Below are 12,103 nucleotides of genomic sequence, written 5' to 3'. Positions count from 1 at the left end.
TTTTTCTAAAACATCAAAATACGGGCTCTATGCAGCGAAAATGGTTTCAATATTGGTTTAATTCCCCTTTCTATCACATTCTATATAGTCAAAGAAATGACGCCGAAGCCGAGTATTTAATTGATAACTTATCAGCCTGGCTAAAACCAACTGCAGATTCCAGGATTTTAGACATCGCCTGCGGCAGGGGCAGGCATGCCATATATATGAATAAAAAGGGATATGACGTAACCGGCATTGATCTTTCAGAACAAAGCATCAAGTATGCACAGCAGTTTGAGCAAAAGAACCTGCATTTCTTTGTGCACGATATGCGCAAATTGTGTTTCATCAATTATTTCGACATTGCGTTAAATCTTTTCACCAGCTTTGGATATTTTGAAACAGAAAAGGACCATGTAAATGCATTCAAGTCTTTTAGAAAAGGACTTAAGGCTGATGGCACATTGGTAATCGATTATTTCAATACGCAAAAGATCCTTAAAAATCTAACCCATCAGGAGATCAAAACGGTAGACGGCATTGAGTTTCACCTCCACAAGTTTGTTTCAGAGGGAAAGATCATCAAGCACATCAATTTTGAGCATAAGGGCAAGCCACATGCTTTTGAAGAACGTGTGCAGGCTTTTACCTTAGCAGATTTTGAGCGGATGCTTGAAAAGAGCGGCCTTCAGATCACAAAAACATTTGGCAGTTATAATCTGGATGATTACGATGAAATAAAGTCAGACCGGTTGTTATTAATCTGTAAAAAGGTATGATCGAGAGTTTACAGCAGTTTGATGCAGAACTCTTTCTGAAGATCCACCGCGGGTTTTCCAATCCTTTTTTTGACTGGCTGTTACCTTTAATGCGCAACAGGTATTTTTGGGCTCCGTTATATTTATTTATCGTTGTTTTCTGTTTTATAGAATACCGCAAAAAAGGCTGGTATATTGTGGGGATGCTGCTTGTCACCTTTGCGATCGGCGATCTGATGGCATCAAGGCTGATCAAACCATTAGCAGGAAGAATAAGACCCTGCAACGATATCAGTCTTGCAACGGACATTATTCACAGGGTACCATGCGGAAGCGGCTACAGCTTCCCTTCTGCGCATGCAACCAATCACTTTGCAATTGCTGTATTTTTAATCTTTTTATTTTATGACAAATGGAAACCCATCTTACCTATCGCACTACTATGGGCATTTATCATTTCCTTTTCACAAGTTTATGTGGGTGTCCACTACCCTGTTGATACCATGGCGGGTGCCATACTGGGTACACTGATCGGCTTAACTACTTCAAAAATCTATAAAAAACTACAACCACAACTATAATGGAAATTTGGAAGATATTCATCTTATTTTTTAGTGCATTCCTGGGGGGCTCGGCAATCTTCCTGGTAAAAAGTGACAAGTCACAGCTGCTAAAACTGATTTTATCCTTTAGTGGGGCTTATTTATTTGCCATCACGGTACTGCATTTAATACCTGATGCTTACCATGGCGCAGAGCACCAGGAAATTGGTGTGTTTATCCTGATTGGTTTTCTGCTTCAAATATTCCTGGAACAATTTTCTGAGGGGGTAGAGCATGGACACATCCATAAGCACCACGAAACAACTGTTTTTCCTTATGGCATTATGATTAGTCTATGCCTTCATGCATTTCTTGAAGGCATGCCGCTTGCAAAGGACCAGCACAATGCGCTCATTTTCGGCATCTCGCTGCATCACATACCTGCAGCTTTCGCATTAGCCAGCATATTGATGCAAAACGGTTTCAAGAAACGCAATATCGTATTGTACATCGGAATATTTGCCGTTATGGCCCCGCTTGGTTTTTACCTGAGCTATGGGATCAGTAATGGAAGCATTGGTGGGGTTGAAGAGTATTTTAACCGGATGATGGGTATCGTAATTGGTATATTCCTTCATATCTCTACCACGATCTTATTTGAATCCAGTGTAGATCATAAGGTATCGAAACGCAAAATGGTTGCTGTATTGTGTGGTATATCCATTGCACTCATTGGATATTTTACATCCGGTCACGCGCATTAACCCCTCAATTTATCCAGTAGCAGGTTTAATTCCATTGCTTCATTTTCTGTTAGATTGGAAGAGATGAGGCTGGATATATTTACTTCATTGTCTATTTTATCCAGCAATGAGAGTCCCTTTTTACTGATCATGATGTCTACTGCGCGTTTATCAGATTCGTTGCTGTCTTTAACAACCAGTCCTTTCTGTACCAGGCGATCAACAATTCTTGATGCATCACACATTTTATCGAGCATTCTGGACTTAAGTTCGCTAATGGTAGTCGGATTGGGATACTGTCCCCTCAATATTCTCAGAACGTTAAACTGTTGGGTGGTAATGTCATAAGGTGTCATGGTTTGCTTCATCTTATCGCTACACCATCCATAGGTGTAAAATACATTAACAATAGCTTGTTGGTGCACGCTTTCAAACCTCGCAATCTTAATTTCTTTCTGCAACTGCATATCTCAACGTTAATTATTTTTTATTGGTGTCTTTTGGCTTGGGTTTACCATATTTCCATGGACAATGCCTGCATTTATTCTTGCAGCAATGGCCACGTTTCAGATGGTAGGCTTCTGTAAAGACCATTAGTCCATCTTCATTGAAATAGTAGTCAATACCCTGTTCCATGTTAGTTAAGCAATTTAACTACCAAACTTTTTTCGTAATAATTTTTTAATTGTAAACCGTTGCCATGATTGGTCCAAACTTGTTGTGGATTCACCTTTTGTATAGTTAAAATGATATCATTCCAATCTGCATGATCAGAGATATACAATTGAATTTCATGATTATTCTGTAAATGTTTCCAACCCGTAGCAAATACCCGAATTACATTAATTGCCTTAAAATAGCTACGAAAAACCATAGGGGGAACCATATAAATCATCCCGGTAAGGTTATTTTTCATCACTTTTCGATCGTACACTTCATACTTTCCTAAGCTGACCCCCATCTGTTCATATATTTTTACAAATGGAACCATGCTGTGATGCAGCAATATCCTTTTTTCTATACAATGGTCATTTATTAAACTAATCAACCTCTGACATTTACCAAGCGAATACGCACCGAGCATGATGTTGGTTGTTGTGGTATTTAGCTTGCTGATTTCTTCTTCAGCATTGGGATGCTGTGTTGCAGGATCTGCAAAGGTAGTTTCTGTAATCAGCACATCGGCTTCCACAAATTCAATGGGTTCACAGGTTTTATCGGGCTGCAACTTATAATCACCGGTATACAGGTATTTAACACCCTGATACTCCATTAAAACCATTGCCGAGCCTAATATATGTCCGGCTGGAACAAATGTGATCTTTACCCCGTTAACCTCAAAAGCGCTGTTATACTTTTTGATATTAAATTCGCCTGCTGCGAATTTCTTATACCGGTGCAGCATAAATAAGGAAGTAGCTTCGGTACAATATACATTTACATTTCCGCCAATGGCATGATCACCATGGGCATGGGAGATCACTGCATTTTTAACGGCTTCTTTAGGATCAAGATAAAAATCACCGTACCTGCAGAACAGACCGGTCTTATCGATCACAATAAAATCATCTAATATCATTAAGGGTTTATTTTTAGAAATGCCTGATGCAGCTCCAAAACCTGGAGGATCAGTGATTCTGTTTCGTTGTTCGTGATCAGATAGTCAGCCATATTTTGCTTAATCTCATCAGAAAATTGTTTATCCATGCGGGCTTTAACCTGTTCAGTGGTTACCGTATCCCGTTCCATTACACGCTGCAGCTTTAATTCAACCGGAGCAGTAACCAGGATACTTTTATCGCACAGTTTATAGGAACCGCTTTCAAAAAGCAGTGCTGCTTCTTTGAGAATATAGGGTATGCCACCGGGCAGTTTCTCAACCCAGGTATCAAATGCCCTAAAAACTGCGGGGTGAACCAGCGCGTTTAGTTTAGCCAGCTCTTCTGCATTGTTAAATACAATTGCAGCAATGTGTTTATTATTTAACAGGCTATCTGTGGTATAGCTCTCTGGTCCAAAAGTGCTTTTAATTCCTTCAATCAGGATGGCGTCCTCTACCATGATCTGTTTGGCAACGGTATCCGCATAAAACACGGGGATTCCCAATGTTTCAAAAATCCTGCATACGGTAGTCTTGCCGCTGCCTATCCCTCCTGTAATCCCTATCTTTAACATCAGCGCTCAATAATAAAATCAATTTTCTCAGGAACCAGCTTAACCAGTTTACAATACTCAGGAAATCTGGTTATTTTAACGCTCAATTTATTGTGGTTAAGTAATTTCCATTCATTAAGATCTACATGCAGTTCTATAAAATCTTCATTGATCTGCTGGTATTTTGACAATGCAACCAGGAAGGTGATCTTAACTTTCTTTGGATATAATTTGATGTTATAATATTCCTTATTATTTACAATCCGGAGCGGAAGTTCAATGGTCTTTTCTGTAAACTCATCTACCGGGACCTTTACCTCTGCACTGGTAGGAAAAATGCTGACATTCTTCATCTTGTTCTGGGCCATTGCAATCCTGGTAACCGGTGTGTTTTGAATGTTTGACAGCTTCAGGGTATCCGTAGGCCATTCATGGATCTGTTTAAGTTCCTGTTCTGGGCCAGATAGGGTAACATAGCTCGGTATGATCTCTACTTTATTTGCAATGCCATATTGTTTAACAAAGCTCAGGTTAGAAACCAGCTTTACCGGAACACGCTTCACGGTTCTTTCAGAGAAATCGAAATAAAGGGTATCGGGTTTTACGGATATAATCTTTTGCGACGTTTCCAGCTGGTTGTTAACGCCATAAAGCTGTTCGGAGAAAAGGATAAAATTCCGGGTATTTAGCTTTTCCAGTCCGATGGTAATAGATTGTGGTTTTACCCTTAACCTGGCAAAGAGCAGCTGCCATCCTGTTCCTTCCACCTGCAGATCTACTGTATCTGACTGCAAGGCATGAAATGCTCGTTTTTGGGGGAAATTCTTGTAGACCAATACTGTTTTAGCCGTATAGACGTATTTGTTGTTCAACGCCATAAACAACCATGCTCCAATTGCCATTAATAAACAGGTAATTAAAACAAGGAAACGCTTTCGTTCTATTTTTGTAAGTTTTATAAACGGCATGGGCTGTAAAGTAAGCAAACTTACTAAAACAAAAAAGCCGCTCCAAATATAGAGCGGCTTTTAAAGATCATTCGCGGTGAACTATGCCTTTGTAGTATCGATCTTTTCAACCTTCGGAGCAGGAACTGCTGCTTTGGTTGCATCTACAGAAACTGCAGATTTATCAAACCGGATCTTAGTACCGCCTTCAACTTCGATTAAAAAGGTAGTTTCATTCATATCTGCAATTCTGCCATGAATACCGGCTGTAGTTACTATTTTATCCCCTTTTTTCAAATCTTCAACCAATTTTTTATGGTCTTTGGCTTTTTTAACCTGTGGTCTGATCATGAAAAAATAAAACACCACCATGATTAAAACCATAGGGATCAGGGTTGTTAACATATTGCTGCTACCTGCGGCAGCCTGTAAGATTACTGTTGACATCATATTGTTATTTATATATTTATTATTCTGTAACCTCTCCGGTTAAGTGTACCTGCGTCATCGGTTCTGCAGCATTAGAAGTGATGGTAACCACTTTATCCTGTAAACCCATTTTGCTGGTGCTATCAAATACCACTTTGATCTCACCCTGTGCACCTGGTTTAATTGGTTCTTTAGGAATTTCAGGAATGGTACAGCCACAAGTTGCTTCAGCGTTTGTAATGATTAAAGGGCTTTTACCGGTATTGGTAAATTTATAGCTGTAATAAACTTTCTCTCCACGTGCTATTTTACCAAAATCATAACTCGTTTTCTCAAATACAATTACCGGTGCATCTGTTGCGGGAACAGAAGATTGTGCTGCCGGTTGATTTAAGGCCGTGTCTGATGTTAATGCAGACGCGTTTTCTGTTTTTTTCTGCTGGCATGATGCAAATGTAGCAGCAACCAGTACCATTAAGAGGATTCGTTTCATAATTGTTATTCTTCTATAAGTCCGCGACCAATTTTTGTGATGCTTTTTGTTCTTTTAAGATCGCCCATGATCTTGTCCAGGATACCGTTAATAAATGAATTACTTTTCGGTGTGCTGTAATCTTTTGAAAGGTCCAGGTATTCATTGATGGTAACTTTAACCGGTATGGATGGGAAGTTTAAGAGTTCACAAATGGCCATTTTCATTAAAATGGTATCCATTAATGCAATACGCTCAGACTCCCAGTTTTTGGTACGCTCAGCAATATATCCCTGGTATTCCTTATCGTTTTTAAGGGTGTAGATAAAAAGGTCCTGTACAAATTTGCTATCCTCATCCCAGTCCGGGCTTATTGGGGTAAGTTTATTTCTTAACGGATCTTCTGAAGTGAAATTTTTAAGTGTTTTGGCCACCATTCCCTGCATCACTTCTTTATCAACAGACCAGTTGATAAATTTGTCTTCAAATACCTGGATAATGTTATGGCTTTTAAGAATAACCTTTCTAAAAACATATTTAATGATGTTCTTAGACTCTTCCAGGCTATTATCTTCATCAGCCAGGTAGGCGATGTATTCTGGTGTAACCTTTAACGTGTTAAAGATTGTTTTCACAAATTCCGGATCAGACATCCAGTTGATCCTGTATTTGTGAACCGCAGAGATGAACTCAGGATTTTGCTTAAGTACTACCGCAAATTTGTTATTAAGCAGTTTGAGGTTAGGATTTAGATCCTCTGCTGTTGGCAAATGCTTATTAGCCCTTTCGGTTGCATCGATCCCGGTGTATTCTGTGACTTCAACCAATAGAGAAAGCATCCAAATGTACATTTCATATACATTGTCAATACTTTCCATGAGTGCCTTCTTTGAGGAAGTCAAATCTCTTTTGTCTGTCATGTGCCAAGCAAAAATATTTTGCAGAGCTTTAATTCTTAAGTGCCTTCTGTTTAACATGAATGTAAGAACGAGTGGTAAATTACCTGTTTATTTAAAATGATGATTTTATTTTTTTAATGTCAATGATTCGTTGTTCAGCGATCCGATTTGCAGCCCAGATGGTTGGAATATTATCCTTCTTAGACATTTTAATCACATCACGTGTGGCATTATATATATTTTCTGTAAGCTGAATGGTCCTTTTCTTTCCATAACCGGTAAGTTCAGAATAACAGCTGATCAATCCACCTGCATTGATCAGGTAATCCGGCGCAAACAAAATACCCTTATCCAGCAATAACTTTCCATGTGCCTGCTCATCTGCAAGCTGGTTATTTGCAGAACCTGCAATAATTGCAAAGTTCATTTTTTGAATGGTCTTTTCATTTACGGTTGCTCCCAATGCACACGGCGCGTAAATATCTGCATTTAATCCGAATATTTTATCAGCAGCAATGGGTTTGGCTTTATAAGTGCGTGCAATGTGCTGCACACGCTCTTCATCGATGTCGCTGATGTAAACTTCTACGTTCTCTGCCCTCAATAATTCTATTAAGTGTTCACCAACACGGCCAATACCCTGCACAACAACTGAACGGCCAGCCAGCATATCGGTACCAAAAACTTCTTTAACACAAGCTTTTATCCCTAAGTATACCCCCTTAGCCGTATGCGGTGCAGGATCTCCTGCCCCACCTATAGATTCAGGAACACCGGTAACATGCTGCGTTTCCATACCGATATATTCCATATCGCGGGTTGTAGTACCAACATCTTCTGCGGTGATAAACTCACCATTTAAATTTTTGATGAACCTGCCATAGCTGCGCATCATGGATTCTGTTTTATCTTTCCTCGAATCGCCAATGATTACGGCATTTCCACCGCCAAGATTTAGTCCGGTAATTGCTGCTTTGTAGGTCATTCCACGTGATAAGCGGAGTACATCTTCCAGAGCTTCGCCTTCTGATGCATAGCTCCACATGCGTGTACCGCCTAATGCCGGCCCCAATGTGGTATCGTGAATGGCAATAATTGCTCTTAAACCAGTATCGGGATCGTTGCAATAAACAACTTTCTTATGCCCTGAGGCCCCAATTTGATCTAACACGGAATTCACAACAGCGCTATTAGCAGACATAGAATTTTGTTAACGGGATATCTCGCAAAACTAGTTAAAAAAACATTATTTACATTGTTTTAACCAAAGTCTTTAAAAAAATTATCTTCATTTGGTTAACTTTACCTGCTCATGAAACATCTGCGGTTTTTAAATAAATATTTCTATAAATATAAATGGTGGATTATTCCAGGGATTTTCTTTGTGATCATATCCAATATTTTCGGGGTAATACCTGCCCAGGTAATTGGTCATGCGTTCAATTTAATTACCGATAATATCCAGGTTTATGGTCTATTTGATGGCTTTGAACGCAGAGAAATCATCTACCGGATCTTTAGCTACAGCTTGTTGTACTTCGGTACATTGGTCTTGTTCCTTTATCTGCTGAGGGGATTATTCCTGTTCTTTATGCGCCAAACCATTATCCTGATGTCCAGGCATATCGAGTACGATATGAAAAATGAGATCTATGCGCATTATCAGAAACTCAGTCTGGGTTTTTACCGCAGAAACAATACCGGCGATTTAATGAACCGGGCAACAGAAGATGTGAACCGGATCAGAATGTATGTAGGCCCTGCCATTATGTACGCGATCAATACAGCCGTTTTATTTGTACTGGTTATTTATGCCATGTTCAGCGTAAACGTAAAGCTGGCGGTGTTCTGCTTGCTGCCGCTCCCCGTATTGGTGGTGATCATCTATTTCGTAAACACGATGATCAATGAAAAGAGTGAACAGATCCAGGAGCAGCTTTCCAAACTGTCATCTTTTGTACAGGAAAGGTTTTCTGGCATCCGGGTTATTAAATCATATGTTCGTGAAGGGCATACCAAAGAAATTTTTGCCAGGGAAAGTCAGGGATATAAAGACAACGCGCTAAGCCTGGTTAAGGTGCAGGCGCTTTTCTTTCCTACCATGCTGCTGTTGGTTGGTTTAAGCACCATACTGACCATTTATGTTGGTGGCGGACAAGTAATCAGCGGCTCCATCACACCTGGTAATATTGCTGAGTTTATTGTGTATGTAAATCAGCTTACTTTTCCGGTATCCATGCTTGGGTGGGTAACTACTCTCATTCAGCGTGCATCGGCTTCTCAAAAAAGAATCAATGAATTTTTAGAGCTGCAGCCAGATATCTCGTCCTCAAATCTGGAAACCCCTGAAATTAAGGGAAGGATCAGTTTCAATCAGGTTAGCTTTACCTATCCGGACACCGGAATTAAAGCGCTGAAAGAAGTAAGCTTCGAAATTGAGGCCGGACAATTTGTAGCAATCATCGGCCGCACGGGCTCCGGAAAGTCTACCCTGGCTAATTTAATCATGCGCATGTATGATTGCGACTCCGGACAGATTACAATTGACGAGAAGGTCTTAAAAGAGCTGAATTTACAAAACTACCGGAACCAGATTGGCTTTGTGCCTCAGGAAGTGTTTCTTTTCTCTGATTCCATTAAGAACAATATTGCGTTTGGGCTGGATACCGTTACCGATCAGGAGGTAGAAACGGCATCCAGGAATGCTGCAGTTTATCAAAACATCATTGATTTTGAATATAAGTTTGAAACCATGCTTGGAGAACGGGGCATTACCTTGTCTGGCGGACAGAAACAACGGGTTTCTATAGCCCGGGCATTGATCAAAGAGCCTAAGATCCTTATTTTTGACGATTGCCTTTCTGCGGTTGATACCCGTACCGAAGAGGAGATCCTCAATAATCTTGGCCGGGTAATGAACGGCAAAACCAGTATCCTCATTGCTCACCGGATCTCAACAATTAAAAATGCAGATAAAATCCTTGTTCTTGATGATGGCAGGATCGTGGAGCAGGGCACACACCATGAATTATTGAAAGCAGCAGGAATATACGCTGAAATGTACCAAAATCAATTGCTGGAAGAAGAACAATCTGTTTAATTTCTATTTTGAAGTTTAATAATTATTGCTTTATATTTACCAAAGCCAAAACCAAGAGCCACAAGAACCATGGGAGAATTTGAAAACAAAGAGAGAGAAGAGGTATTTTCTAAGAAAGTAAGAGCAGGTAAAAGAACTTATTTTTTTGACGTAAAAGCAACTAGATCAGGTGACTATTACCTAACCTTAACAGAAAGCAAGAAAAGACTTGACGATGGAGTCTTTGTAAAACACAAGATCTTCTTATACAAAGAAGACTTTGAAAAGTTTACTGAGGGTTTGACTGAAACAGTTGAATACATTAAAAACCATCAGGAAGTTGTAGAAAAACGCTACGAATACTCTGAAAATCAAGAAGGTGCCCCAACCAGAATCCAAAACGACGATTTTTCATTCTAAAAATATATAACCAATAAAAAAAGAGAATACCGTCAGTATTCTCTTTTTTTATGTAATCTGGTTTCTTTTAATAAACAATGCGATTCATCAACCAGGATTAAATTATTTGCTTTTAAATGGATCTGCGCCTTTTAAAGAATACAGATCGTCAGCATGGTCATCTATTAAATTTCCATCAGGATCAATAATCAGATGACGCGGCACAGCATTGATCGAGTAATCTATAACTGGTTTTCCTGCCCAACCAATTTCAATTCTTCCATTTATTCCAATAGGGTTAACCCGTTTTAAAGTCTTTTTCCAGCCTGTACTTTCTCTATCCAGAGAAATATATAGGAATACAACATCTCTTCCAGCATACTTTCCAGAAACATCTTTACTGTTTCTCATAATATCATCAATACATGGGCCACATCCTGAATCCCAAAAATTCACATACACATATTTACCTTTATAAGAAGAAAGGGATACTTTTTGATTCTTTTCATTAACAAATATAAAATCAGGAGCTGGCGTCCCAGGTGTATACTTTTTCATTGACGCCAAATAAAAGTTTAGTTCACTTTTTAACAAAGAATCGTTTACAGACTTCAAATCTTCCAGAAACTCCCCTGGTTTCCTAAATTGGCTAGTGGTTATTTTACTCTCAACCTGAGATGCTACTAACCAGTTATGAATAGCCGGATCACTTATTAAATGCTTCATGAGGTCTGAATATGCGGAAACATTAAAAATGATATCATTACTTAACTTGCGGTAGTATACTTCAAGCATAATTTTCTGAAAGTACTCTTTTATAAATATTCTATAACTATGGCTGCTTTTAAACGCAATTGGATCAATAACACAATATCTTGATTTAAATTTATTTTCAGCTTGAGAACTTGCCATTTTGTATGAAGTTAGGGTATCAACCTGTGGGTATTTTATCTTTCTGAACTGGTAAACCGAATCTACTTCCTTATCAAACTGACGGCTCTTTAAAGCAATACCCGGAAAGACAAATGAACCTGTTGGAGAAGAAAAATTCAGATCTTTATAAAAAGGCGAACTGATGAGCAAATCCATATTTTTATAAAATATATCGGTAGCATATTTATCGTAAAACCAACTTTCTTTTTTAGATAAAGCGCCCTTTAGCAGTGCAATTTCCTGATCCTGAAAATGCCATAATCTTGTACAATAATCTGCTAACGATTTACAACTATCGAGGGCGGCTTTTTTAGGACCTCTAAGTTGGTTCATACTTCCCAGCCATTTTACAAATTGTGGCTCGGGGGTGTCATTTAGTTTAATCTTTAATGTACCAAATGGATCTTTATCTGACCAGCTCAACTCTACTGAGTCTGAAAAATTAGTATATAAACCGACTTCAACTCCTTTGCCATCATTTATTGACAAGTACTCTGTAGAAGATCTTTTAGGGATATAAAACCGAAAGTCACCCGATTTACTTAAGGAAACTTTGCTGGATATCCATTCTAATTCATTACCCGATTTAATACGCAAAGTTTTGCTTGCCTGGTAATCAACATGACCTTTTACCAGAATTCCTTTTTGTTCCTGAGCTGTTGCCAGGTTATTGGCTAATGTAAATAATGCTATTAAAAGCAGAATAGGAGCTAACTTAATCATACGAAACTATAATTTAAAAGGATTTAATTATTAGTGTAATATG

The 12,103-nt window shown here is 38.9% G+C and carries 15 protein-coding genes; 5 read left to right on the top strand and 10 right to left on the bottom strand.

Annotated elements, in window-relative coordinates; translation table 11 throughout:
- Positions 1-29: 29 nt before the first annotated feature.
- Genes ATK78_RS19665 through ATK78_RS19655 form a run of 3 tightly spaced genes read left to right on the top strand, consistent with a single transcriptional unit; the run spans position 30 to position 2,046 of the window.
- Positions 30-761 (top strand): class I SAM-dependent methyltransferase, encoded by a 732-nt coding sequence (locus ATK78_RS19665; RefSeq protein WP_133577838.1) that lies wholly within the window; start codon positions 30-32, stop codon positions 759-761.
- Positions 758-1,321, top strand: a complete 564-nt coding sequence (locus tag ATK78_RS19660) for a phosphatase PAP2 family protein (RefSeq protein ID WP_133577837.1) — start codon at positions 758-760, stop codon at positions 1,319-1,321. Before ATK78_RS19665 ends, ATK78_RS19660 begins: the two co-directional genes overlap by 4 nt.
- Positions 1,321-2,046, top strand: coding sequence for a ZIP family metal transporter (locus ATK78_RS19655; protein ID WP_133577836.1), 726 nt, complete (start codon positions 1,321-1,323; stop codon positions 2,044-2,046). The genes ATK78_RS19660 and ATK78_RS19655 overlap by 1 nt, the downstream gene beginning before the upstream one ends.
- Here the strand turns inward: ATK78_RS19655 and ATK78_RS19650 are convergent.
- The 9 genes from ATK78_RS19650 to ATK78_RS19615 all read right to left on the bottom strand — a co-directional run bounded on the left by ATK78_RS19650 (position 2,043) and on the right by ATK78_RS19615 (position 8,127).
- Positions 2,043-2,492 carry a MarR family winged helix-turn-helix transcriptional regulator gene (locus ATK78_RS19650; RefSeq protein WP_133577835.1) on the bottom strand — a complete coding sequence of 150 codons (450 nt, stop codon included), beginning with the start codon at positions 2,490-2,492 and terminating at the stop codon, positions 2,043-2,045. The two genes, ATK78_RS19655 and ATK78_RS19650, sit on opposite strands and share 4 nt — an antisense overlap.
- A 13-nt stretch (positions 2,493-2,505) precedes the next feature.
- Entirely contained in the window at positions 2,506-2,661 is a 156-nt protein-coding gene (locus tag ATK78_RS22810) for a DUF5522 domain-containing protein (RefSeq protein WP_166664923.1), read from the bottom strand.
- Position 2,662: 1 nt separating this feature from the next.
- Entirely contained in the window at positions 2,663-3,604 is a 942-nt protein-coding gene (locus ATK78_RS19645) for an exonuclease (RefSeq protein ID WP_133577834.1), read from the bottom strand.
- Positions 3,604-4,200, bottom strand: coding sequence for a dephospho-CoA kinase (gene coaE / locus ATK78_RS19640; protein WP_133577833.1), 597 nt, complete (start codon positions 4,198-4,200; stop codon positions 3,604-3,606). Before coaE ends, ATK78_RS19645 begins: the two co-directional genes overlap by 1 nt.
- Complete coding sequence (locus ATK78_RS19635; protein WP_243732580.1) at positions 4,200-5,081, bottom strand: YbbR-like domain-containing protein; 882 nt, start codon at positions 5,079-5,081, stop codon at positions 4,200-4,202. The genes coaE and ATK78_RS19635 overlap by 1 nt, the downstream gene beginning before the upstream one ends.
- Before the next feature lie 147 nt (positions 5,082-5,228).
- Positions 5,229-5,576, bottom strand: a complete 348-nt coding sequence (yajC, locus tag ATK78_RS19630) for a preprotein translocase subunit YajC (protein ID WP_133577831.1) — start codon at positions 5,574-5,576, stop codon at positions 5,229-5,231.
- Positions 5,577-5,595: 19 nt separating this feature from the next.
- Entirely contained in the window at positions 5,596-6,048 is a 453-nt protein-coding gene (locus ATK78_RS19625) for a DUF1573 domain-containing protein (RefSeq protein ID WP_133577830.1), read from the bottom strand.
- A gap of 5 nt (positions 6,049-6,053) precedes the next feature.
- On the bottom strand, positions 6,054-7,004 hold the full coding sequence (gene nusB, locus ATK78_RS19620) for a transcription antitermination factor NusB (protein WP_133577829.1): 951 nt from the start codon (positions 7,002-7,004) through the stop codon (positions 6,054-6,056).
- Positions 7,005-7,038: 34 nt separating this feature from the next.
- Positions 7,039-8,127 (bottom strand): Glu/Leu/Phe/Val family dehydrogenase, encoded by a 1,089-nt coding sequence (locus tag ATK78_RS19615; protein ID WP_133577828.1) that lies wholly within the window; start codon positions 8,125-8,127, stop codon positions 7,039-7,041.
- 111 nt (positions 8,128-8,238) lie between these two features.
- Between ATK78_RS19615 and ATK78_RS19610 the strand changes: the two genes are divergently transcribed.
- Together ATK78_RS19610 and ATK78_RS19605 are read left to right on the top strand one after the other, a co-directional pair.
- Complete coding sequence (locus ATK78_RS19610) at positions 8,239-10,026, top strand: ABC transporter ATP-binding protein (RefSeq protein WP_133577827.1); 1,788 nt, start codon at positions 8,239-8,241, stop codon at positions 10,024-10,026.
- 69 nt (positions 10,027-10,095) lie between these two features.
- Positions 10,096-10,425 (top strand): DUF3276 family protein, encoded by a 330-nt coding sequence (locus ATK78_RS19605; protein WP_133577826.1) that lies wholly within the window; start codon positions 10,096-10,098, stop codon positions 10,423-10,425.
- 102 nt (positions 10,426-10,527) lie between these two features.
- Here ATK78_RS19605 and ATK78_RS19600 read toward each other — a convergent pair whose 3' ends face one another.
- Entirely contained in the window at positions 10,528-12,060 is a 1,533-nt protein-coding gene (locus ATK78_RS19600) for a TlpA family protein disulfide reductase (protein WP_133577825.1), read from the bottom strand.
- Positions 12,061-12,103 lie beyond the last annotated feature (43 nt).

Source organism: Pedobacter metabolipauper (assembly GCF_004362715.1).
Lineage (GTDB): Bacteria > Bacteroidota > Bacteroidia > Sphingobacteriales > Sphingobacteriaceae > Pedobacter > Pedobacter metabolipauper.
This window is presented reverse-complemented; position numbering and strand designations above follow the sequence as displayed.